Origin of the sequence: Microcystis protocystis FBCC-A270 (assembly GCF_050500235.1) — a bacterium.
In the GTDB taxonomy this organism is placed as follows: Bacteria; Cyanobacteriota; Cyanobacteriia; order Cyanobacteriales; family Microcystaceae; genus Microcystis; species Microcystis ichthyoblabe_A.
Genome location: NZ_CP191407.1, coordinates 3,079,592 through 3,102,876, shown reverse-complemented (window position 1 = coordinate 3,102,876; position 23,285 = coordinate 3,079,592). Strand labels below are relative to the sequence as shown.

The 23,285-nt window shown below is 40.7% G+C and carries 23 protein-coding genes and 2 pseudogenes; 13 read left to right on the top strand and 12 right to left on the bottom strand.

What is annotated here, in order from left to right; all coding sequences use genetic code 11:
- Positions 1-78: 78 nt before the first annotated feature.
- Together cruF and cruG are read left to right on the top strand one after the other, a co-directional pair.
- Complete coding sequence (gene cruF / locus ACQY1X_RS15000; protein WP_002755523.1) at positions 79-993, top strand: gamma-carotene 1'-hydroxylase CruF; 915 nt, start codon at positions 79-81, stop codon at positions 991-993.
- 1 nt (position 994) lies between these two features.
- Positions 995-2,182 carry a 2'-O-glycosyltransferase CruG gene (cruG, locus tag ACQY1X_RS14995; RefSeq protein ID WP_430013054.1) on the top strand — a complete coding sequence of 396 codons (1,188 nt, stop codon included), beginning with the start codon at positions 995-997 and terminating at the stop codon, positions 2,180-2,182.
- A gap of 162 nt (positions 2,183-2,344) precedes the next feature.
- Here the strand turns inward: cruG and ACQY1X_RS14990 are convergent, their stop codons facing one another.
- Positions 2,345-2,755, bottom strand: a complete 411-nt coding sequence (locus ACQY1X_RS14990) for a restriction endonuclease subunit S (RefSeq protein ID WP_430013053.1) — start codon at positions 2,753-2,755, stop codon at positions 2,345-2,347.
- A 73-nt stretch (positions 2,756-2,828) separates the two neighbouring features.
- Between ACQY1X_RS14990 and ACQY1X_RS14985 the strand changes: the two genes are divergently transcribed.
- Positions 2,829-3,815, top strand: a complete 987-nt coding sequence (locus ACQY1X_RS14985; RefSeq protein WP_430014835.1) for an IS30-like element ISMae39 family transposase — start codon at positions 2,829-2,831, stop codon at positions 3,813-3,815.
- Here the strand turns inward: ACQY1X_RS14985 and ACQY1X_RS14980 are convergent.
- Together ACQY1X_RS14980 and ACQY1X_RS14975 are read right to left on the bottom strand one after the other, a co-directional pair.
- A complete protein-coding gene (locus ACQY1X_RS14980) occupies positions 3,724-4,812 on the bottom strand; it encodes a restriction endonuclease subunit S (RefSeq protein WP_430013051.1) in 1,089 nt (362 codons plus the stop codon). The two genes, ACQY1X_RS14985 and ACQY1X_RS14980, sit on opposite strands and share 92 nt — an antisense overlap.
- Positions 4,784-5,835, bottom strand: a protein-coding gene (locus ACQY1X_RS14975; protein WP_430013050.1) for an ISKra4 family transposase whose coding sequence is annotated in 2 segments (ribosomal slippage) — positions 4,784-5,667 and positions 5,667-5,835 — 1,053 coding nt in all. Because the reading frame shifts where the segments join, the coding sequence is not laid out codon by codon here. The genes ACQY1X_RS14980 and ACQY1X_RS14975 overlap by 29 nt, the downstream gene beginning before the upstream one ends.
- Positions 5,836-5,900: 65 nt before the next feature.
- Between ACQY1X_RS14975 and ACQY1X_RS14970 the strand changes: the two are divergent.
- The 4 genes and pseudogenes from ACQY1X_RS14970 (at position 5,901) to ACQY1X_RS14955 (ending at position 11,733) form a co-directional block, all read left to right on the top strand.
- A pseudogene (locus ACQY1X_RS14970) lies at positions 5,901-6,943 on the top strand (IS630 family transposase).
- A pseudogene (locus ACQY1X_RS14965) lies at positions 6,922-7,856 on the top strand (acetyl-CoA hydrolase/transferase family protein). The pseudogenes ACQY1X_RS14970 and ACQY1X_RS14965 overlap by 22 nt, the downstream one beginning before the upstream one ends.
- 195 nt (positions 7,857-8,051) lie before the next feature.
- Entirely contained in the window at positions 8,052-11,027 is a 2,976-nt protein-coding gene (locus ACQY1X_RS14960) for a GUN4 domain-containing protein (RefSeq protein WP_430013049.1), read from the top strand.
- A 151-nt stretch (positions 11,028-11,178) separates the two neighbouring features.
- Complete coding sequence (locus ACQY1X_RS14955) at positions 11,179-11,733, top strand: YbhB/YbcL family Raf kinase inhibitor-like protein (protein WP_430013048.1); 555 nt, start codon at positions 11,179-11,181, stop codon at positions 11,731-11,733.
- A gap of 221 nt (positions 11,734-11,954) precedes the next feature.
- Here ACQY1X_RS14955 and ACQY1X_RS14950 read toward each other — a convergent pair whose 3' ends face one another.
- Together ACQY1X_RS14950 and ACQY1X_RS14945 are read right to left on the bottom strand one after the other, a co-directional pair.
- A complete protein-coding gene (locus ACQY1X_RS14950) occupies positions 11,955-12,212 on the bottom strand; it encodes a hypothetical protein (RefSeq protein ID WP_430013047.1) in 258 nt (85 codons plus the stop codon).
- An 88-nt stretch (positions 12,213-12,300) separates the two neighbouring features.
- Positions 12,301-12,660 carry a hypothetical protein gene (locus ACQY1X_RS14945; protein ID WP_430013046.1) on the bottom strand — a complete coding sequence of 120 codons (360 nt, stop codon included), beginning with the start codon at positions 12,658-12,660 and terminating at the stop codon, positions 12,301-12,303.
- Between the two features lie 269 nt (positions 12,661-12,929).
- On the opposite strand from ACQY1X_RS14945, the gene ACQY1X_RS14940 reads away from it, so the two are divergent.
- The gene (locus ACQY1X_RS14940) at positions 12,930-13,286 is read left to right on the top strand and encodes a transposase (protein WP_430013045.1); all 357 of its coding nucleotides are present in this window, start codon (positions 12,930-12,932) and stop codon (positions 13,284-13,286) included.
- An 81-nt stretch (positions 13,287-13,367) separates the two neighbouring features.
- On the opposite strand, the gene ACQY1X_RS14935 is transcribed toward ACQY1X_RS14940, so the two are convergent.
- From ACQY1X_RS14935 to ACQY1X_RS14925, 3 genes are all read right to left on the bottom strand, one after another.
- Positions 13,368-13,565 (bottom strand): hypothetical protein, encoded by a 198-nt coding sequence (locus ACQY1X_RS14935; protein WP_002753472.1) that lies wholly within the window; start codon positions 13,563-13,565, stop codon positions 13,368-13,370.
- A gap of 31 nt (positions 13,566-13,596) precedes the next feature.
- Entirely contained in the window at positions 13,597-14,172 is a 576-nt protein-coding gene (def, locus tag ACQY1X_RS14930) for a peptide deformylase (protein WP_002753471.1), read from the bottom strand.
- A gap of 225 nt (positions 14,173-14,397) precedes the next feature.
- Positions 14,398-15,795: a serine/threonine protein kinase gene (locus ACQY1X_RS14925; protein WP_430013044.1), complete on the bottom strand. Its 1,398-nt coding sequence runs from the start codon at positions 15,793-15,795 to the stop codon at positions 14,398-14,400.
- Between the two features lie 401 nt (positions 15,796-16,196).
- Between ACQY1X_RS14925 and crtE the strand changes: the two genes are divergently transcribed.
- The 4 genes from crtE to ACQY1X_RS14905 all read left to right on the top strand — a co-directional run bounded on the left by crtE (position 16,197) and on the right by ACQY1X_RS14905 (position 19,456).
- A complete protein-coding gene (crtE, locus tag ACQY1X_RS14920) occupies positions 16,197-17,126 on the top strand; it encodes a geranylgeranyl diphosphate synthase CrtE (RefSeq protein ID WP_002734754.1) in 930 nt (309 codons plus the stop codon).
- Positions 17,127-17,143: 17 nt separating this feature from the next.
- Positions 17,144-17,596: a divergent PAP2 family protein gene (locus tag ACQY1X_RS14915; protein ID WP_002733310.1), complete on the top strand. Its 453-nt coding sequence runs from the start codon at positions 17,144-17,146 to the stop codon at positions 17,594-17,596.
- Between the two features lie 64 nt (positions 17,597-17,660).
- Positions 17,661-18,812 (top strand): AAA family ATPase, encoded by a 1,152-nt coding sequence (locus tag ACQY1X_RS14910; protein ID WP_430013043.1) that lies wholly within the window; start codon positions 17,661-17,663, stop codon positions 18,810-18,812.
- Between the two features lie 2 nt (positions 18,813-18,814).
- Positions 18,815-19,456 (top strand): DUF3226 domain-containing protein, encoded by a 642-nt coding sequence (locus ACQY1X_RS14905; RefSeq protein WP_430013042.1) that lies wholly within the window; start codon positions 18,815-18,817, stop codon positions 19,454-19,456.
- A gap of 256 nt (positions 19,457-19,712) precedes the next feature.
- Here the strand turns inward: ACQY1X_RS14905 and ACQY1X_RS14900 are convergent, their stop codons facing one another.
- On the bottom strand, positions 19,713-20,207 hold the full coding sequence (locus ACQY1X_RS14900; RefSeq protein WP_002773687.1) for a class I SAM-dependent methyltransferase: 495 nt from the start codon (positions 20,205-20,207) through the stop codon (positions 19,713-19,715).
- 286 nt (positions 20,208-20,493) lie between these two features.
- Between ACQY1X_RS14900 and ACQY1X_RS14895 the strand changes: the two genes are divergently transcribed.
- Positions 20,494-21,930 (top strand): folate/biopterin family MFS transporter, encoded by a 1,437-nt coding sequence (locus ACQY1X_RS14895; RefSeq protein ID WP_002733856.1) that lies wholly within the window; start codon positions 20,494-20,496, stop codon positions 21,928-21,930.
- Between the two features lie 96 nt (positions 21,931-22,026).
- Here the strand turns inward: ACQY1X_RS14895 and ACQY1X_RS14890 are convergent, their stop codons facing one another.
- The 3 genes from ACQY1X_RS14890 to ACQY1X_RS14880 all read right to left on the bottom strand — a co-directional run bounded on the left by ACQY1X_RS14890 (position 22,027) and on the right by ACQY1X_RS14880 (position 23,269).
- On the bottom strand, positions 22,027-22,248 hold the full coding sequence (locus tag ACQY1X_RS14890) for a type II toxin-antitoxin system HicA family toxin (protein WP_430014834.1): 222 nt from the start codon (positions 22,246-22,248) through the stop codon (positions 22,027-22,029).
- The gene (locus ACQY1X_RS14885) at positions 22,248-22,493 is read right to left on the bottom strand and encodes a type II toxin-antitoxin system HicB family antitoxin (protein ID WP_002753457.1); all 246 of its coding nucleotides are present in this window, start codon (positions 22,491-22,493) and stop codon (positions 22,248-22,250) included. The genes ACQY1X_RS14890 and ACQY1X_RS14885 overlap by 1 nt, the downstream gene beginning before the upstream one ends.
- A gap of 503 nt (positions 22,494-22,996) precedes the next feature.
- Positions 22,997-23,269: a hypothetical protein gene (locus ACQY1X_RS14880; protein WP_002773681.1), complete on the bottom strand. Its 273-nt coding sequence runs from the start codon at positions 23,267-23,269 to the stop codon at positions 22,997-22,999.
- Between the last annotated feature and the right edge of the window lie 16 nt (positions 23,270-23,285).

Genomic DNA, 23,285 nt, shown 5'->3' with positions numbered 1-23,285 from the left:
GACCGATCTGCGTAATAATTCTTTAATAAAGATTTGTAAACTTGAAAATGATTATCCCTTCGCAGCGCTAGAGATTTAATGAGACGACTAATTGCGATCGAAAAAGCTCTGCTCATCGGTCATATTGTATCGATGGCTTTTGGACTAGCCGGATTGTTGCTAGTTCTGCCCCATCCCGAATTTGTGGTCAATTTACCAGATTTTGGCAAAACCTTCTTTGCTTGGTCAATGGCTGGGGGGGGTGTGGTGTATATGGTGTTAGGAATGGCAGCCGTGGCTGTTTATGCCTATCGGACTCTAGGAGTGTGGCACTGGTTAGGATTCATGGTTCCCGCTATCAGTTTATCCCTTTGTAGCGAACTATTAGGAACCAGTACCGGCTTTCCTTTCGGTCATTATCGTTATCTTTCGGGCTTAGGTTACAAAATTGCGGGTTTAGTCCCCTTTACTATCCCCCTATCTTGGTTTTATCTCGGTTTTAGTGCCTATATTATCGCTCGTGTTGGTTTATCCACTCTTGCTATACCCCAGTGGCTACAAAATCTAGGATCGATCGCTATCGGGGCGGTATTATTAACTTCCTGGGATTTTGTCCTAGATCCGGCCATGAGTCAAACTACCATCCCCTTCTGGATTTGGGAACAACCGGGGGCTTTTTTTGGGATGCCCTACGAAAATTTTGCCGGTTGGTTCGGTACGGGTTGTGTTTTTATGACGGTAGCCACTTTAATTTGGCAAGTGCAACCGGTGAAACTGCCAAGTCAAGATTTAACCCTGCCTTTTGTGATGTATTTGGGTAATTTTGGCTTTGCTACGGTCATGAGTATGGGTGCCGGTATTTATCCGCCGATTTTCTTAGGATTACTCACCGGTATTCTGCCTTTAACACTCCTCTATAATCGCGCCAAGGCTGTTGCTTCCGGGCAAACAGTGCCGACAAGCGAAGTAACAACCCTAAAAATCCCCGTTGTTTCGGTGAGAGGAGCCAAATAAGTTGTTAACTGAGATAATTCTCGGTGCATTCTGCCTGGGGCTACTACTGTCTCAGGCTGTTGCCTTTTTTATCCTTCTTTCCCGTCTGCTAAAAGGGGCGCGTCGTCGTCCTCCCCTGACTCCCCAACCCCCCACCCCGGAGATGTTAGGGACGGTAAGCGTGATTGTGCCGACGTTAAACGAAGTGGCCAGGATTGACGGTTGTTTACAGGGATTGAGTCAACAGAGTTACGAAGTGCGAGAAATTCTGATTGTCGATAGCAATTCCCAAGATGGTACGCGGGAAAAAGTCAAGGAGATGGCGGCAAAAGACCCCCGCTTTCGCTTGAAAACCGATGATCCTTTGCCTCCCGATTGGGTAGGTCGTCCCTGGGCGTTACATAATGGTTTTTTGTTTAGTTCTCCTGAAAGTGACTGGATTTTGGGCATTGATGCCGATACCCAACCCCAAGCAAATTTAGTGGCTAGTTTAGTTAAAGCTGCGATCGCAGAAGGTTACGATTTAGTTTCCCTGTCGCCGCAATTTATCCTCTCCTATCCGGGAGAATGGTGGTTACAGCCGGCTTTATTGATGACTTTGCTCTATCGCTTTGATGCGGCCGGAGTGCGCGGGCAAGATCCCCAACGAGTCATGGCCAATGGTCAATGTTTTCTCTGCCGGCGGTCAGTTTTAGCGGCTTTAGACGGTTATAGCGGGGCAAAAGGTTCTTTTTGCGATGATGTCACCCTGGCCCGTCTAGCGGCAACGAAAGGCTATCGGGTGGGATTTCTCGATGGGGCGAAGTTGATTCGCGTGCGGATGTACGAAGGACTTAAGGAAACTTGGCGCGAATGGGGCAGATCCCTTGACCTCAAAGATGCCTCCTATCAGGGGCAATTATGGGGCGATTTAGCTTTATTAGCTCTTACTCAGGGATTACAGATAATTATCACTCCTTTACTGCTCACAGCTTTGATTTTTGGCTACGATTTCCTGAGTTTAAAAATTGTCTTGACTTTAAACCTGCTGCTGTTATTGATTCGTTTTGCCCTTTTATTGGCCGTCTCTCCTAGCTACTATCGCGGCGAAAAAGTCAATCTATCTTCGGGATTATTTTGGCTATCTCCCCTCGCGGATCCGCTGGCAGTTATTCGCATTTTTATCTCTGCTTTTACCCGTCCCCAAAGTTGGCGCGGTCGATTGTATTAAAAATATGGCTCTCTTAGGTTTGGTGGGTAAAATGGATTCTAAGATACAGTCCTGTTGGCGAGGGAGTGGAACGAACCACAAAGACACAGAGGACACAAAGATCGATCATATTGTAAGTTAAACTGATCACACAGAACCTAGAAGAGCCGATAAATTAGGCTTTTAGTCATCACCTAAAATCATGGCTTCGACTTCCTGTTTAGCTTTTTCTAGGTCGTCTTTGGCTTGTTGTTGGAGTTGTTTGGCTTGATTACGAATTGCCGTGATATGCTCACTAATTTCTATTTGTTTTTCAAGAGGAGGCAGAGGAATTTTAAAATTTAGAACATCAGGTTTTGATGTGTTAGGTCTTACTGATGTTATAGTTAGACTTTTGTTAAGTTGCTCTTGAACAACAATAGAAGACAGAATATTAAATAAATATTTCTGATCAACATAGTTCCTATCGCCTCTAATCACAAAGGAAAAAGACCCGAAAGTATAGCCTTCATATTCTTCTGTTACGAAAGCACATTTTCCAGTTGTGTTACCACACTGTACCATTAAAATCGCCAATTCAAAAATGAAACGCATCAACCTCAAGAGTTGACAAAGAAAGGCTCATCAGGTACTGTCTGATCATTAACAAAAACAAATCAGACCCAAAATGAGCCACCAACATCTTAACATAGAACAAAGAAACTTGCTCTACCAACTTAGTCAGGAGGGAAATTTATCTCAACGGCAAATGGCCGTCTGGCTCGGATGTCATCAAAGCACAATATCACGGGAATTAAAAAGGAATCAAAGTTCTCTTGGCTGCTATCTACCTGACACAGCACAAGCTGAAAGCGAGACAAGGCGAAAAAATGCCAAACAACCCTTTAAAAATGTCAGCGAGTCAGCCTTAGAGTTGGTCAAAGAAGGATTGAAAGATTATCATAGTCCCGAACAAATAGCAGGTCGTCTGAAAAGAGCCAGTCAAGAATCTCTCAGTCACGAAACCATCTATCAAATGATCTATCAGAACTATCACGGATGTGGAGAGTACCAGAAATATTTACGCCGGGGGCTTTGTCAAAGAAAGAGTCGAGGCGGAGCAAAAAGTAAGCGTGGAGGGATTCCAAGGCGTGTAGATATCAGCGAGCGACCAGTAATTGCTGACCAGAAAACTGAAATCGGTCATTGGGAAAGTGACACAATGATTGGAGGCAATCATCTAGGAGTTCTCGTTACTCATGTAGATAAAGCCTCGAAATTTTTAGTAGCAGGATTAGCCAAAAACAAAACCGCATCGGAAATCAATAGAGTCACAGAAAAACTTTTTCAAGAGATTCACCCTGACAAAAGAAAAACCTTTACTTGTGACAAGGTTAAAGAATTTTGTGGACATCAAGAGTTGAGTCAGAAACTAGGAGCAGATTTTTATTTTGCTACTCCTTATCATTCGTGGGAGAGGGGATTAAACGAGCATACCAATGGACTGTTAAGACAATTTTTCCCTAAGGGAACGAATTTTAAAATCGTTAAGCCAGAGGAGGTGGAAAGAGCCGTAAACTTGATTAACAATCGTCCTCGAAAATGTCTTGACTATCGTACCCCGAATGAGGTATTCTATAAAGGTAGATCAGACAGTGATGCAATTCAGACTTGAATTGGCCAATATCATTTGCCTTAACCAATTTTTGATAAAGTCTTGGGGTATCAAATTTAATATACTTAATGTCTGACATATCAATATAGCCATCTTTTTTAATGTTTGTAACTCTAATCATTGGTAAACCATCTGCGTCTGAAAAAGCATAGTCTTGAGTCGGCATTAAACCATAATCAAAAAATGATACAATATCTTTCAGCTTTTTGACTCTTATAGGCATTGATTTTAATTTATTCTCTAAATATTTAAACTTATTTTGATATGGATAAGGATCAAACCTATCGCCTGATACCTCGCTTAAATTACGGATAAAAATTCGGTTTTTAATAGTGTTTTCTTCGGGTTCGGGTAACTCAATCCCCAACTCCCCTAACAGATAATCATCAATACTATCTAGTAATCGCTGTGCTTCCAGTTCTTTTTGTTTTTTAGCCGCATAAGCATCATCCATTTTTGCAACAATTTTATCTTGAATTTCAAGTAATGGATTAGGAATGAGAATATTTTTTAGTTCTTCTTGTGTAATAGCAGGATAGTTCCCACCGCTACTCCTCTGTTCCATTTGTTTTAAAGAAAGTGATTGTCTAAGAATATGAAATAAAAATTTATTATTTATATTGTTTTTAGTAATCTTTCGGATAATTGAAAAGCCAGTAGATGCGATAAATAGATGCTCTACTTCATCTATTTTTACAATTGCACCTCTATTCGGTCGAGTTGTAGAAATAAGAATATCTCCACCTCTCACGATCATTTTTGCTCTACTTGGTGCATCTTGAATCTCAATATTGCTAATATTTTTAATTTCTCCAGAGGAAATATCTATTTCGCCAATTTCAATATAGGGAAATATTTTATTAAAAATAGTTTTTTGATCCCATGTTTCATCAGAAAATTCAACGAAATGACCTAGCTTATTATTAGGTAGCTTGGGAGCATCCCAGTTTTGCAATGAGTAAAAATACTCAGGCAATATCGCCGTTGAGATAAGCACAACGTAGCTTCAAATACTGAGGAACATTCTCTGCTTTCCATTGTGCTCCCACAATTTTCATTCTTGCACCTATTTGCTTAATCTTTGACTCTACACTTCCAGAACCGATGCAAATCCCTTGTGATTGATAGAGTTCGTAATTGGGTATTCTTTCTCGATGTTTATCGACATATTTGGTGAAATTTATAGCCTGTTTCTTTTTGCATCCCTCTAATTCCTCTAAAACTCTTTTCACCTCTCCTTTCCATAAATTCTCTTTGATTCTATTCAGACGCTGGTTTGACCCGCCTATTTTATTCATATTCTCTACTAAATGATACCAATCCAATATTTCTCTCCTTTTAACACCGATTTTCTCCATCAGATTCCACACCCCATCATGACCATCTCCTAAACAGGTGACTACCTCTGTTAAGGGCTGACGGTTCACCCATTCCAGTAATTCTTCATTTTGCTGAAAAAATCCCGCACATTCTTGACCATGCAGACTTACTGCTTTGTAATCTCGACCTTGACTCGGTTGTCCTTTGGGCGTTCTGATTCTGACTTTTCCGACCTCTACACTCAATGCTTCTACCGGACTCTTTGCTTCTGCTTCCTCAAATTTATATCTTTGTACAAGCCTCTGTTGACTACTGCCTGAAACTGCCATTCCTGTCGCCATTTTGATATCTTTTTCCGCATCTTCAAAAGAGACTTTAGCCACTGCTCCTAAGCAACATTTCTCCAGCATGGGACTTAATCGATTATTCTTGCTTAATCCTAGTTTATCGGCTTGTTTCTCGCTTATCTTGACTTTCCCTATGATACTGCTTACGCTTTTGGTTCGCCCTGCTTGGGTTCCTGTTGCTGATTCAAAAAAAAATTGCCTATGGCAGGACCCAATGTAGTCAGCCAATGGTCTCGCAGGGCGGTTTCAATGCCCTCAAAGCTACGTAGTTGTTCTTCTGGGGTATTATCGACTAGAATTTGAGCAATGGCTTTTAAATGTTGATCTATACTTTGCACGGTTATAACTTGCATTTTTTACTCAAAGACAATAATATAGTTCAAGAGTCATAATTAGAAGCAAAGCACTCATTAAAAACATGATTAACCTAGAATTCACGGAAGAAGAAAAGAACTCACTGTATTATGAAAGATTTCATCATCCTCATCCCCGGGTTCAACTGAAGATGGAAGTTCTCTGGTTAAAAAGCCAAAAGATACCGCACAAAAAAATTTGTCAGTTAGCAGGAATCTCGCCAAATACCTTATTAACCTATCTTCGAGATTATCAAGAGGGCGGAATAGAAAAATTAAAAGAAATCAACTTCTATCGCCCTAAAAGTGAATTAGAGTCTCAAAGAGAAACACTCAAAAAATATTTCGAGAAAAATCCACCAGCCACAATAAATGAAGCTGTATATAGAATAGAAGAATTGACAGGAATAAAACGAAGTCCTACCCAAGTGAGGAAATTCTTAAAATCCTTGGGAATGAAATGTTTAAAAATAGGTTCTCTTCCTTCTAAAGCTGACCCAGATGAACAAGAAGACTACAAAGAAAAAAACCTAGAACCCAGACTAAATGAGGCTAAAGAAGGAAAAAGGGCTGTTTTTTTTTTGATGCCGCTCACTTCGTCATGGGAGCATTTCTCGGTTTTGTTTTGTGTTTTGAGAGACTTTTTGTTAAGTCAACGAGCGGGCGTAAACGCTTCAATGTTTTAGGAGCATTAAATGCAATAACTCATGAAGTTATTCTGGTTACTAATGACACTTATATTACGGCAACTCAAGTCTGTGAACTCCTTGAAAAAATAGCTGCTTTAGAACTAATGATTCCCATCACTCTAGTCTTAGATAATGCCCGCTATCAAAAATGTAAAATTGTTGAAGAATTAGCTCTTTCTTTGTCAATAGAGCTGCTCTATCTGCCGTCTTATTCACCTAATCTAAATTTAATTGAAAGGCTGTGGAAATTTGTCAAAAAGAAATGTTTATATGGTAAATATTATGAAAACTTTTCTGACTTTTCTTCAGCCATTTATGAATGTTTGAATGATGCCCATCTGAAACATAAAAAAGAACTGGATTCTTTGCTGACTCTACGATTTCAGAAGTTTAATAAATCTCAGATTATGAACGTCTAAAGTATAGTAACGGCTATTTTACCTTCGGAACCAATAACGATTACACCAGCAGTGCCGCCCGGGCAGCTAAACGGCTGATCGTGGAAGTCAACCAGAATATGCCCCGGGTTTTTGGACGCTCCTTATTGCATATTTCCGAAGTAGATACCATCGTAGAACATCATGTTCCGTTGCCAATGCTGAAACCTCGACCGGTCACGGAGCAAGAGAGGAAGATTGGCCAGTTAATTGCAGAACGAATTCCTGAACACGCCTGTCTGCAAATCGGCGTAGGTGGAGTACCTAGCGGAGTCTGCGAGGCGCTAATGGATTGGCAGGATCTCGGCATTCATACTGAGGTACTCGTTCCTGCTTTAGCAAGCCTGATTCAGAACGGTGTTGTCACCAACAAATGGAAAAAAATCAACCTGGGCAAATCTGTCTTCACCTTTGCCATGGGAGATGAAGCTTTCTACAACTTCATCAATGACAACATCTCGCTGGAAAGTCATCCCGTCAATTATGTGAATGACCCGGCTGTGATTGCCCAAAATGACAATGTGGTGTCGGTAAATTCCACAATTGAAATGAACTTAACCGGAGCTTGCAATTCGGAATATGTTGGCGGTCATCAGTTTACCTCGACCGGTGGCCAGTTGGATTTCGTCCAGGGGCCTATGCCTCGAAGGGCGGTATGTCCTTCATCGCCTTCCAGTCTTCAATCAAGGATGGCAAGATCAGTAAGATCGTTCCTCGGCTTTCTGGGCCGGTCACGACACCCCGCACCGATGTTCACTATGTGGTCACTGAAAACGGTGTTGTCGATCTCAAGGGACTCTCCTCAACCGAAAGGGCGGAGTCTTTGATCGGACTAGCGGATCCAGCGTTTCGAGACGAACTCACCGCCGCTGCCAAGTCAATGCACTTGATCTAGTGATTTTTATTCAGATTAGGACTAAGTAATGAGCAATTACAATGTTGGACTGAAGGCTCTCGATTTTACAGGGTAATCGCACGTCGTTTTGTATAAAATGTAAGGTTCTTCATACGATTACCCTGTGCTTGACATTCATCGGCTATTATGCTATTACTGAGACTGTGTTAGCTTTACCGCCAGAGGATTAGGTACATGAAAATCCTTCATATTAGCTTAACGCCTCAAGGCTCGGATTATGTCTCTTTACGCTATTTTTGGGACAATCCTAATCAATATGAAGAACGCAGACTCCCTCTGGCTGAAATTAAAGATTTAGGCAACCAAGCAGAGACGAATTATTATACCCGTATTCCCGTAGATTATGCCATTACAGGACAAAAACTCTATCATTGGTTGGATGGGAATAACCGTCTTTTAGCCAATGCGCTCAAGGAATCTCAGCAACAAGGGTTGATTATTGCCATTGCGGCAGATAAGGGACTGGCCCATCTACCGTGGGAATTATTACATGATGGTCAATGTTTCCTAGTAGAAAAACAACCCCCTATTATCCCTATTAGATGGGTATCTAATAGTCAATCAATTGTAATAGTAACTCAACCCAAAAATCGTGCTTTAAATGTGCTATTTATGGCAACTTCTCCCTTAGATGTTGAACCCGAATTAGATTATGAAGCAGAAGAAGGGCAAATTTTAGAAGCAACAAAACGCACTCCTGCTAATTTGAGAGTAGAAGAAAGTGGTTGTTTAACTGAGTTGAGTTATGTGGTTGGGGAATATGAGAAAAATTACTTTGATATCTTCCATTTAACAGGTCATGCAACCCATCAAAATGAAAAACCTTGCTTTCTTACTGAAGACGAATATGGGGGTTTAGTTTATAGTAATACATCAGAAATTGCTACAGCATTAAGATACCCTTTACCTCCCTTAATTTTCCTCTCTGGTTGCCGTACAGGTTATGCTAGTGATGGTGTAGTTCCCTCGATGGCTGAAGAATTATTGAATCTGGGTGCAACTGCTGTTTTAGGATGGGGTCAAAATGTCCGCGATAAGGATGCTACTGAGGCGGCAAGTCGCTTGTATTGGGAGTTATCCCAAGGGGAAACGGTGGCAAAAGCGATCGCATCTACCTATCAATCTTTAATTAAGCAAAATGCACGAGATTGGCATAAATTACGATTATATATCAGCAATACTTTACCCCAAGCCTTAGTGACTCCCTTAAGAACAAAGGGACGGAAACAACTGCCAAAACCGACTACAACCTTAGAATTTAGGGATGATGAAAATCGTTTAAGGGTAGCCAGTCGAGAGGAGTTTGTAGGTCGTCGTCGTCAATTACAAAACTGTTTACGAACTCTAAAAACAGATTATAACAAAGTAGGGGTATTAATTCACGGAATGGGGGGATGGGGTAAAAGTAGCATTGCTTCTCGAATGTGGGATAGATTACCTGATTATGAAAAGATTCTTTGGTGGCGACAAATTGATGAATCTAACCTAATTAAAAAGCTATCGTCTAAATTAATTAAACCAGAATTACGAGAAATTTGTAATATTTTAGCATCAAATAATGACTGTTTAGAGGTTAAACTTGCTTACCTTTTTAGTCAATTAGCAGAACTAGGAGAAAAACCATTTTTATTAATTTTTGATGACTTTGAATGGAATCTCGAACCCCGTCAAGGTGGATATATTCTTAAGCCAGAAGTTGCCCCCATTTTAGAAGCATTAGTTAGGTCAATTCAAGAAACGGGAACTGAAAATAGGATTATTATTACCTGTCGCTATGATTTTGATTCTGATTTATTGGATTATTTTTATAAGCAAGGGTTAGAACCTTTTAGAAAGGCTGAATTAACTAAAAAACTCAATCGGTTAAAGAATTTTAATTCTGATAAAATCTCTGAAAATGTACGAAAAAGGGCGTTAAATTTAGCAGATGGTAATCCTCGGTTACTGGAATTTCTCAATAATGAAGTTTTAGGTAAACAAGATGCAGAGACTAAATTAACCGAACTAGAAGAAAGTCCTGAGCTTTGGAAGGATAAAATTATTTGGGAGGAACTTTATCAGCTTATTGATGAACCATTACAACAGGTTTTAAGTCATTGTTTAGTTTATGAAATTCCTGTCCCAATGATTGCTTTAGAAGTGGTTTGTGAGTTACTTCCTGACTATAAACGGCAATTAAAACGGGGGTTAAGGTGGGGATTAATTGAGGTTGGTTCTGAACATAAGGAAAAAGATCGGGTTTATCGTGTTTCGCGGATTTTACCCCATGTTATTTCTAGTATTAGATTGCCTGAAGCACCAGATGTTTATGATTTATATGGGAAAGCTTATGAGGAATTAAATAAGTTATGGGGAAATGAGAAAAATAGAAGCCAAGAAAAATGGCGTGAAATTTTTCGGCTGTTGTTTGCTGATCAAGAGAATTCGCAAAGATTTAGACAGGGCTTTTATAAGATACTAGAAATGATACTTCAACATGCAGGAAATCAAGGAAAAGGAAATGAAATATTAGACAGAGGTTATGTAGTGGAAATGAAATATATTGGCAAAGACCCAAGATTTCCAATTCCAGGTGTTGTTTTCCAGCGGATGGAAGTAGTTCAAGACAGAGAAGAATTGGACGAGGTTTATGTAGATGAATTAAGAAAGATTCAAGAGAAATTATCAACAGAAAATTTATGTCAGCAGCTAAGCAAATATTTAAAAAAAGGAGACTGGCGCAAAGCAGATGAGGAAACCGCTTTTATCTGGTATCAGTTAATAGTTTTAAATAATGAACATAATTTTTATACTTTAGCAGCAAATTTTCCTAAAGATATTCTTAAGGAAATGGATGCTCTCTGGATAAAATATAGTAAAGGTAAATTTGGGTTTAGCATTCAGAAAAAGATTTATCTTGATCTTAGTGGAGGGGAATATCACTATTCTGATGAGATTTGGTTTGATAATTTCTGTGAGTATGTTGGCTGGAACTCTTTGTACTATCATCAGTTAACCTTTAACTATCAAAATAGTCCTCTAGGAAACCTTCCCTGCCTTTGGGCTTCGCTCCACGATATTACAATAATGAATGAGCGTATTATGCTGTCAAACACTGCGGGTGGGGAGATGGCTGGGATATGTTTGATCCGTCTGTTCAATAAACTTTAGTGCGATCGCTAATCTTGTAGCCCGCATGGGTTACGCTACCGCTAACCCATCCTACAAATAATTGTGCTAAGAGCCTATTAAATCTCACTAGCCCTACCGTTTCCCCAGTGAGATTGTCCCCTATCTTAATCCAGAGCGAAGGAGTAATTTTATGTTTAAAGCAGAGATTGTTGCCGGCTTGATTGCATTGGGCGGTTTTAGCTTGGGTGCTCAAGCTATGACATTAATTAGCCCAACAATTGAAAACGGTAAATCATTACAAAATGCACAAATCTATAATGGATGGGGATGTACTGGTAAAAATGAATCTCCCGCTTTGAAATGGAGCGATGTTCCCAAAGGAACTAAGAGTTTTGCTGTCACTATGTATGATCCTGATGCACCAACAGGAAGCGGTTGGTGGCATTGGGTGGTCGTCAACATCCCGGCAGATGTGCGTAGTTTACCAGAAAATGCTGGCGTGAAAGACAGTAAAAAGCTTCCTCAAGGGGCGATTCAATTGCGGAATGACTTCGGCTACAACGGCTTTGGTGGTGCTTGCCCACCGGAAGGCTCAAAACCCCATAACTATCAAATTACTGTTTACGCATTAAATACATCTAAACTAGATATTCCCCCCAATGCTTCCCCTGCATACGCTGGTTTTTTTATTTTGCAACATAAAATCGGAGAGGCTCGTTTAATAGCACCAACAAATGCACGTTAATAACATCTTGACCGCAGCTGGTGGGTTTGTCCCTTTTTGCCAAAATACAAGCAGGCGGCTAACTCGGATTCAGGATAATCTGTGAAGCTCTCGGCGAAAGCCTCAAGCACGGTTCTGAAGACGAGTGGTCGGGGCAACTCGATCGCTTAGTTGAACATCTGAGCCTCGGCTTACCTCAAAATATCCCTGTTGTCAAGTAGTTCAATTGTTCTGTTAGTTGGTTAATCTGTTTTCCTATCAGCAGATTCGGTGGGTTTAGCCTCGGTAGGAGCTGCCTCTTGATGGTGATGGAGAAAATCCTTGGGGGCGAATTTTCCGGCAAACTTGCCCACCTGACCGCCGATCGCTTTGCCCATATTACCAGTAATCCCACCTAATAACCCATTATCAACGAAATCCCCCGCCACTTCGCCTAGGGTTTTCCCCGCCTGCTCTAAGCTTTTGCTCTCAAAGGCTGCTTCAATTTCATGTAATACCATTTCTCTAAATGAAAACTACACATCGAATTTAAATCCCCCTTTAAGTTCCCCTTTTTAAGGGGGATTTAGGGGGATTAAACTTCTGTAGTCAGACTTTGGAGAATTGGTATAACTCATTTGGTTTCTCTGGCTTTTGCTCTCCTGGATGCAGCATCTGATGGGAAAGATGACTGGCTTCATATCCTGCCAATACATCCCCAACCAGTCCGCCTACCTGGGCACCAGCGATCACGCCTACTGGGCCTAATACTGCCCCAACAGTACCTCCAATTACCTCTCCGGCTGTGGCACCAGCCATGCCACCTGCCATGCCTGCGCCCATATCCACCAGTTTGGTAGGATGTTCGCTGATCTGCTGCACATTGTCCTTAATACTGTCAATTGCTTGATCAGCCAACTGATTTACCTGTTTTATCCCTTGGTCAACTTGATGCTTGAAATCACCCATAATCCCTAGCAAAAAAACTAAGTTGCACTGATGATTCTAGCCGATATTCCGCACATCTTCATATATTTTTATATATTTTTACATTCCCCAAGATGTTTTGACAAAAAACTGTCATTGTAGGAACTACTATTGACAACTATTTTCAGTAATTGATTTTTTCTGAGAAAATAAATTACAATTCTTCACCTTGATAAAAATCAATCATTGTAGCTAGAGTCCTTACCAGCAAAGGGTTGTCAGCAATATATTAGTAAAAATTATCAATTGGCGTGCCAAGGTCAAAAATCTATGGTGGTGACGAGGCTTATCGAGGTTATCAAGCCAGTAAGAAGCGATATTTCTATGGCATTAAAATTCATCTGATGGTTACAGAAACAGGAGAGCCTGTGGAATTTTTTCTCTCGACCGGTTTATTTGCTGATGTTAGAGGTTTGAGAGTATTTTCCTTCGATTTACCAGTCGGTAGCGTTGTTTATGCAGATAAAGCTGACAACGACTATGAGACTGAAGACTTGTTGCTTGAAGCGGAACATATCCAACTCTCGGCTATGGGTAAGCACAATTCTAAGTACCTATTAACTTTGCTGAGATACTTAACTTTTTCTGGCAATTTATCCTGTAATTAAAACAGACAAAAGAGAGAAATAAATTCTCTCTTCTGCTCGTGAAAATTATGCCAATTTTTAGATAAACGAGGGGAATTTATTCTATTTGTAATTGGCTCTCGTGTCTTTAACCGCCGCCCAAAAAAATAGGGCTGTTAATGGTACACTTGCCGCTAGAATTAAGCCAGTGGTGGTATTGCCTAAATCCGGTTCTCCCGAACTAATTTCAAAGACACAACCCACACCAGCGATCGCTGTAACACAGGATAATAACAATAAAACGCCGCTTTTCGGGGTCATCTTCACTCCTCACCTAAATTAACTAATGCCTTTATTTTGTCACTTTCTCGACGGGTTTCACCGCTTGCACGGAAAAACCGTGTTTTTTTAATTCTTCATTGAGTGCCAAATCGTTATCTACTCTATCCACGAACATGACACCATTAAGATGATCCATTTCGTGTTGAATTACCCGCGCTAGTAAACCGTTAGCTTGCAGTTTTCGCGGTTTCCCCTGTTCATCTTTATAACTCACTTCGATCGCTTGGGGACGGATGACATCTAAAAACACATCGGGAATACTCAAACAACCCTCTTCCGCTTTGCACAATTCCCGACTATAACCGATAATTTGGGGATTAATCAGAATTAAGGGCGTATTTTCGGGTTTATCGGGTTCACAATCGATGACAATCAATTGTTTATTGACTGCCACTTGCGGGGCTGCTAACCCGATACCATTGGCACTATACATAGTTTGCAGCATTTCTCTGGCTAATTGACGAATGCTGTCATCGACTTTAGCAATCCGCTTGGCCGGTTGACGCAAGACTCGATCGCCGAGATAATGCAGTTCTAAAGGGGATTTTTCTAATTTGCGTTTTTCTACGGTAATAGTGGCGCTCATAAACTTAATTATCGATGGGATGCACAATTTTGATTTTAGTCACTGGCTCTGGGGCATTTCTCAGGAAAAGGGAGAAAAAAACCCAGACCCTTCATAAAATTTTACACTGATCACAGACAGTTCGTCTATATCAGGAGGTGGGAAGTGGGAAACTTTTTCAGTAAGCAGTAATCAGTGGAGGAGAGGGGAAAAGGGAGAAGGGAGAAAAAAGCTGATTGTAACTGGCTACTTATTAGTAATTGGTATTCCTAACCATTGGCTTAATTCCGCTGCTAACCATTCAATTTCGGGTTGACTCAGATAGGCTTTTGTCTTACTGCTAATAGTATATTCTTTAGTCCCCACCCAAATAGTTAAAGCCATCGGTACATAAACTTGATCGCCATCACCATCTTTGCTATGATAACCATCAGCTTTCACCAGTTTATTAATATGTTCCCGTGCCATTTTCTTTTTGCCCGGAAGTGTCAAACCCCAAATTCGCTGAATGGCAACAATTTCTTGACTATTAATAGTGATAATTTCCTCCCCTTTGAGACAATAAATAATCTGGTAAAGCATTCCTAAACCCACATACCAAAAAGGCAAGGAAAAGAGCAGAAAAAACCAACTTATCCACAGAGGAATGGAAACTGCTCCTCCTGTCCATACTAATAAAAAAGCGTTCCAAGCGATAGCAAAGGTTCCAAGATAAATTAATTTAGGGGTAAAACCTTCGGGAGGTAAAGATATTTTAATTTTCTCCCCGCTTTTTTGCAACTGTACCCGACTCCCGGCGGGTTTTTCAAGGTTCGAGGAAGTTAATTGCATTTCGTGGAGAGTATTTAAAGCTTGATTGGCTGCCTGGGCTGAAACAAACCTTTTTTCGAGACTAGGTTCGATTAACTGCCCTAACCAATGAACAAAAGCAGGGCTTAAATTGGCTAAATTATTTAATTGAATTTTGCCATCTTTTTGGGGTAAATCGGCGGGATGAATGCCTGTAGCTAGATAGATTAAAGTGGCTCCTAAACTGTATAAATCAGAAGCGGCAACGGTGCGACCACCGAATTGTTCTGGGGGCATATAACCGTAGGTTCCGACGATAGTTAAAGTGGCCTGTTCCTGTTGAGCAACAGTCTGGACAGAACCAAAATCAATTAAATAAACATTGCCGATACTATGACCCGATCGATCTTTTAATAAGATATTACTAGGTTTCAAATCCCGGTGGATAATTGGCGGGTTAAGTCCATGGAGATAAATTAAAATACCTAGGATAGATTTAGCTAATTCTTGCAGGTCTGATTCACTAAATTTGCGGCCATTTTCTATCTGTTCCTTGAGAGATTTAGCCTCGATATAACTCTGAACAAGGGCAAAACCTTGATAGGTATCGGTACGAACTTCAAAATAGTCGATATATTCGGGAATCGAGCGACAATCTAGATGTTTAAGAGTTTCGGCCTCCCGTTCAAAAAGTTTTAAATCTGTCCATTCAAAATCGGGACTGAAGATTAATAATTTGACGACAACAGTAGCGCCCGTTTTTAGATCTTGGGCGAGAAAAGTGCGTCTTCCAGTTTGTTTACCTAACTGATTTTGAATTTGGTATCGATCGCCTAAAATTTGCCCTGGCAGCATACAATGTATTTCTAGGATAATCCTAATTATAGGTTAATCGAGAAATTTCTCAACTGCAAGCTAAGAAAACGGAAGTTTGACCGAATCATCAAAACTTCAGCATCTCCCAGGATAACTGCGGCGAAATTCAATTGTATCACCCGTTTTTCGCTAATCTCTGGACTGGGGGAGGTATTTTTTCAGGTAAAAGAGAAAATAGGCATCAAAAAAAATTGACCTCTCTCGGTCTAGGGAATTTTAGTACAAATGTTCAGAATAGCAACTGCGGCGCTGCCATGTAGTCTGAAGGCGTAATTTAGACAGTCAACAGCTTAGGGGACAAGGGAGCAATCAGTTTAATTCCCATCGAGGTGGAGTTTCCTGATATAGTTTTAAAAGCAGTCGGTTCAAGACAAAAAGACATGGTTACTAGGGGCGAACGAGGAGTAGAAGTGAGGAAAAACGAGAGCTTTTCTCTGGCTTCCTATCTGGAGGAAAAGCGGTTGATTGTCGAGTCAGCTTTAGATAGCTCTTTGGTTATCGGCAATCCTGCCAAAATCTACGAGGCGATGCGCTATTCTCTCCTCGCTGGTGGCAAACGTCTGCGGCCGATTTTATGTCTGGCTACCTGTGAATTGATGGGGGGTTCCCTAGAGATGGCTTTACCCACCGCTTGCGCCCTAGAAATGATTCACACTATGTCATTAATTCATGACGATTTACCCGCCATGGATAACGATGATTACCGACGCGGGAAATTAACCAATCATAAGGTTTTTGGCGAAGATATCGCTATTTTAGCCGGGGATGGTCTCCTGGCCTACGCTTTCGAGTATGTGGCTACCCAGACTCTTAATGTACCTCCCCTACAGATTTTAGAGGTAATTGCCCGTTTAGGTCGCACTGTCGGGGCAGCGGGTTTGGTGGGAGGTCAGGTTTTAGACTTGGAATCCGAAGGAAAACCAGATATTTCGGCGGAAACTCTCGGTTTTATCCATACTCAGAAAACGGGGGCTCTGTTGGAGACTTCTGTGGTGTCGGGGGCAGTTTTAGCGGGGGCAAAAGGGGAAGATATAGCTAAATTAGCCCGTTATGCCCAAAATATTGGCTTGGCTTTCCAAATTATCGATGATGTTCTCGATATCACGGCGACAAAGGAGGAATTGGGTAAAACCGCCGGTAAGGATCTACAGGCACAAAAAGCCACCTATCCTAGTCTCTGGGGGATAGAAGGGTCCCGCCAGCAAGCTCAACATTTAATAGATAGTGCCATTGGTGAATTGAGTAGCTACGATGAGGCTGCTGAACCTTTACGGGCCATCGCCGAGTATATTGTTAATCGTAAAAATTAAATTAAACGAATGAGATTATGCAGGACTTCGAGCAGGTGTTACACAATCAAATACTGCTAGTCTCTCTTTTAGCTTGTTTCACTGCCCAGGGACTAAAAGCGCTGATTGAGTTAATCCGCGATGGTAAGGTGAGTCTGCGCTATCTAGTCTCGTCGGGGGGAATGCCTAGCGCTCACTCGGCACTGGTGGGGGCCTTGGCTACTGGGGTAGGATTACAGATGGGTTGGTCTAGTCCCGAATTTGCAATCGCTGCGCTTTTTGCGGTTATTGTTATGTATGATGCGGCCGGAGTGCGTCAGGCAGCAGGAAAACAGGCCCGGATTCTCAATCAAATTATCGATGAAATGTTCCAGGAGGGCAAGGAATTTAACGAGGAACGTTTAAAGGAATTAATTGGTCATACTCCTTTTCAGGTGCTGGTTGGTTTAAGTTTAGGTATCGGTATCGCCATGGTGCTGCTCTGTCATTAATTGAGGTGTTTTCTGAGGTTGAGATAAACTAGATTTAATAACGGAAAATCCGGGGTAATCACTCATGTTACAATCCCTAAAAATTGAAGGCTTTCGCGGTTTTCAAAGTTTTGAGATGGCCAATCTTGGTCGAATTAATCTCTTAGTGGGTAAAAATAATAGCGGTAAAACTTCTATTTTAGAAGCGATTCAGTTTTTGTATGCTCAGAATATAGATATATTTCTTGAAACTATTAGCTATAGAGGTGAGTTTGGTTGGTCAGAAAGTAATCTACCTAGTCGCACTAAAGTTTTTGAAATTTGTCATTTATTTCCTGGGCATGAAATCATCCCAAGTAAGGAAATTATTATCATTGGATCTAGGGAATCACATCAGGAAAGTGTTACTATTTCTGTTAAAAGTATTCCTATACAACTATCTCTATTTTCAGACAAAAATGATGATTTAAATAATGATAATATTTTCGACGATGAGGAATGGAATCAACTTCTTTTAAGTATTGGATGGAGTCAATCACAAAAACTGATTCAACTGGAACTTCTTGCCAACGGTACTCTTGCCAGAGATTCCATAAGAAGAAGAATGGCTAGTTTAAGCAGAATTTCCCATAAAATAGGTATTGATAATAAAATTGAATTGAAGTTCTTAACACCATTTTCTCTAACAAGTTTTGATATGGCGGCACTTTTTGACAACATTGTTCTCTCTCCTTTAGAAGATTTAATTATTGAATCTTTGAAAATTATTGAGCCAAAAATTGAAAGAATAGCCAGTATTGGTTCTGGCAAGTATTCAACTGCAAATAACCTAGGTGTTAGAGGTGGGTTTTTAATCAAAATTAAAAATCATGATCAACCTATACCTATTGGCAGTTTAGGCGATGGATTTTGGCGAATGTTAGGATTAGTTTTAGCGATGGTTAATCTTGAAAATGGAATTTTATTAGTTGATGAAATTGATAGCGGTTTGCATTTTACTGTCATGACTGATATGTGGAAAGTCGTCTGGGAAACCGCTAAAAAACTCAATATTCAGGTATTCGCCACCACTCACAGCCGGGATTGTTGGCAAAGTTTAGCCGAATTAATTACCGAAGAAAAAATTACCGATAACGAGATTACTATTCAAAGGATAGATAAGGAAAAAAGCCAATCTGTAATCTTTGATCCAGAAGAAATTGTTATTGCCGCTACAAGTAATCTTGAGGTGCGGTAACAATGCCTAAAATAGAGACAAAAAAGTTATTAGTGGAAGGTGCAGAGGAATTGAGAGTTATTCCCCAATTAATGGAAGCAAATGGAGTTACTTGGAATAGAGGGGAAGAGCCACTGAATATCATAAATTGTGATGGTGTTGAAAATTTACTAAAACCTAAATACATCTCTGCACAACTAAAAACTCCTAACGGACTAACTCATTTAGGAATTGTCATAGATGCAGACGAAGAACCTAATAATCGTTGGAAAAGTTTATATAATGCCTGTTTACCAAATATACCTAACTTACCTCAAAATTTACCAGCAGCGGGATTAATTATAACTCTAGAATCGGGGATAAAATTCGGTGTGTGGATGATGCCCGATAATCAATCTAGAGGAATGTTAGAGACTTTTTTAGCCTATTTAGTTCCCGATAATAATCTTTGGCAATATACACAAAACAAGGTGATAGAGGCAAAACAACAAGGGGCAACCTATAGAGATTATCATCTAGATAAGGCTAATATTCATACCTATTTAGCTTGGCAAGATCCGCCGGGGAAACAACTTCACGATGCAGTAAAACAAAAAATACTTAATCAATCCCATCCCCAATCAGCAAATTTTTTGAGATGGTTACAGGAGTTATACGAGATTTGAGAGAACTATGGCTCCAGATGGGAATGACAGCCTCATAATATTTCTCTGTGCTTTATTAATTTTCTATATAGTTCATCTTGATTATCTACTAATAAGGAATTAGAGACTATTTGAGATGGCAATTGAGAAATACCATTTGACTTGACGACAAACTTAGTAATACCCAAAATTGCTGCAACGATAATGCCCGCTATAACTGTCTCAACTATTCCCACGTTAGTTTGAAACTCCTTTTTTAGTTGCACGCCTGACCATATTATACGGAAACTTTCTGTATATCACACCAAATACACATTAACGATTTATGTGTAAAACCGGTCTTATGGGCAAAAAAGTCTTTTTTACTGCGCTCGATTTCAACGCTATAACCGTAAAGGACATCTAGAACCATAATTGGCCCTGCCGGTGATTGATACAGGACATCATCAATATCTAAACCCCTGTCAATTGTGATCCGCATCAGTTCCTGGATGTCCGGGACCCGAATATGTGCAAAACCGCCGTCCTTAAGTACGTGTAGGAACCCAGCTAGGACTCTCTGTACATCGTGTCGGTAGTAGTGTTCAAGGTTATGTGAGCAGTAAACAGCGTCAAACTGACCACTTTCAAGGGTGGTAAGATTACGCGCATCGCACACAATATCTGGTGAACCTTTCGGGTCAATATCGAGCAGCAAGTGTTCAAATTCTGAATATTGGGGCGGAAGCGGAATCGCCTTGCTGTTGCCACCTACGTTTAGAACTTTTTTCATCTCTCGCCTTTGTTGGTAAACCTAACTGAGGATTATACGGAAAGTTTCCCTGTATCACATCAAATACACATTAAAAAAAATCTTTCCGTATATTAATAGAGCGATCGCAAAAAACTTTCCCAATAACACGACAATAAGCCTTCTATGGGGAAATTCAACTAAAACCCTAAAACCCAATACCCAACCGCCAGAACCTAAAGCTCAACAGCCAAACCCTAACAGCTAACGCACCGATCGAGCGATCAATCATTATTATAGAGACAGTAACAAATATTTATGAAACTTCATGCTTATTAATCGCCTTGGCATCGATCGCGGGAAAAAATTCCTTAAAGAGAGTATCTTGTTCGGAAATGACCCTAATCCCGAATTAATTGGCATTTTAGGGGTTTATTTCGTCCAGGGCATTCTCGGACTCTCCCGATTAGCGGTTAGCTTTTTTTTAAAGGATGATTTGGCCTTGAGTCCCTCCCAGATGGGGGCATTAATCGGAGTGGCGGCGATTCCTTGGGTGATTAAACCAGCTTTTGGCTTTCTTTCGGATGGTTTGCCTATTTTCGGCTATCGTCGTCGGCCCTACCTAATTTTATCGGGAATTATCGGGGTTTTAGCTTGGTTGGCCCTAGCCACTGTGGTGGAGAATGCTTGGCAAGCGATGGCCGCGATCCTGCTTGGTTCCCTTTCTGTCACCATTAGTGATGTCATCGTCGATTCTTTGGTAGTAGAAAGGGCCCGCAGAGAGTCCTTCACTCAATCCGGTTCTCTACAGTCCTTAACTTGGGGAATATCGGCGTTAGGCGGCTTAATTACGGCTTATCTCGGTGGTTGGTTACTGGCACACCTCGGCACTCGTCCTGTCTTCGCTCTCACCGCTATTTTTCCCCTGATTGCCTCAGCCATGGCGTTTTTAATTACAGAGGAAAAAATCAAGAATAACAATGATGCACAATCAACGCCCAAAGTCAAGGAGCAAATCGGGCAATTATGGTCAGCAATTAGACAAAAATCAATTTTATTACCTACTGCCTTTATTTTTCTCTGGCAGGCTACTCCTAGCGCCGATTCTGCCTTTTTCTACTTCACCACCAACGAGTTAGGATTTGAACCAGAATTTTTAGGACGAGTGCGCTTAGTCACCAGTTTAGCCTCGATCCTGGGCATCTGGGTATATCAACGGTTTTTAAAAGCGATTTCCTTTCGTTTAATTTTGGGTTGGAGTACGGTGATTTCTGCACTTTTAGGGATGACTACCCTAATCTTAGTTACCCATACTAATCGAGCGCTCGGTATTGACGATCATTGGTTTAGTTTGGGGGATAGTCTCATCCTCACCGTCATGGGACAAATTGCCTTTTTACCCGTCCTAATTTTATCGGCCCGTCTTTGTCCCGTGGGCATTGAAGCATCTCTATTCGCTTTATTAATGTCTATCTGGAATATGTCGGGATTAGTTTCCCAAGAAATCGGAGCTTTATTAACCCATTGGTTGGGAGTTACCGAAACTAATTTTGATAACCTTTGGTTATTGGTAGTGGTTACTAATCTCTCTACTCTCCTACCTTTACCCCTAATTAAATGGCTACCTTCTACGGATCCGCAATCTCAGGAAGTCAAGAAAACTTTTCCCCCTGCAGAAGTCTTTGAACATCATGTTACTGGTTCTTTAGCTGAACCCGGTTTTATTCCCGAACTTGTCCCCGAATTAATCGAGACAAGAGATTGACAGTCCAGAAAAGGGGTTTCTCAAAGAAACCCCTTTTCTGCCATCTTCATCTTGCTCAATTGAGAACAGTTTTTAACTTTTCCAAGACAGAATTGTTTAACGTAATTTTTCCCATTCTTCTCTACTAATATTTGCTTGTTGTAAAATTTTAGCCAGCAAGCTTTTACTGATATCTCCTTGGTGTGGATTAGGAATCCAGATTTTTAACTTTCCCTGCACCATATATTGATGATTTCCTCCTACCAGAGGAGCAGAAAATCCCAGCTTTCTCAACTGGCGAATTAACTCTTTCCTTTTGATGGGGGCAAAAGGTGGCATCAGGCGATTTTTTGTTGAGGGGTTAGATTGATACCGTCAACAATCGGTAACTGATGCTGTAAGCGTAGTCCTAAAATAACCCAGCCTTCCAAAACTTCCTGTAACTGTTCCTTAGTAGCTTCGAGGGTTGTTTCATTAGCATATACTCCCTCAAATCCCGGAATTTCTCCATAAAAAGTACCGTCTTCTAGAACTTCATAGGTTGCCAGTTCCATTGCTTGTTTTAGATATTTTGTTAGCATCATTGACAGGAATAAAGCTCGGTGATTGTCTCGAAGATTGTCGATTTGATGATCAGTTGTTTTGACTCTGGCGATAATTTTGCCATTTTTCTCCAGAAAACGGGTTTCTCAAAGAAACCCGTTTTCTAGGTTTTCTAGCTGTTGTCTTCGTCTTTGACGATTTTCCGCTTCTAAGCGACTAATCGCTTCTTCTCATTGTAATCCAACTAATTCCATGGCTCTTCCGGTTTCTGTGTGGAAACGAAGCCTATACTGATAGTTTCTTCGGCAAAATAGTCGTAAAAGTCTTTCTCCGTCAACATTTCACGATTCTATAAGCAAAAATTATCACACAAAGTCGAGAAGAGCCATTCCATCTCTTGACAATTGCGGTGTGCTTTTGCCAAAGTTTGCTTAAGTTGATCAGAATCCCGGGGAAGCTGAGGAACAAAATCCATATTTAACTCCATTCAAGTTTAATTTCTTCGACACTACGCATCAAGGCAGGAATCGGCACTTGGGTTGTCTTAATCACTGTTCCAATCCTCGAACATCTGCCCAACGCTAGTATAACGCTTAAGACGCTCAGGATGTTTTTCTACTTCTTCAATGGCGGCGAGCGTTTCTGTATTAGGAATTTGAACATCAAAGGGAAAACCTTGATGAAAATCGACATCAGATAAGGCTGGATGCTGAATTTTTTGTAGGAGAAGCTGTTGTTCTTCGTCAGTTAAAGAAAGGATAATTTGAGCAAGGGAATCAATTAGTTTAGTATTGATTGCAGTAGCAGATTGACTCATATAGCGTTTACATTGT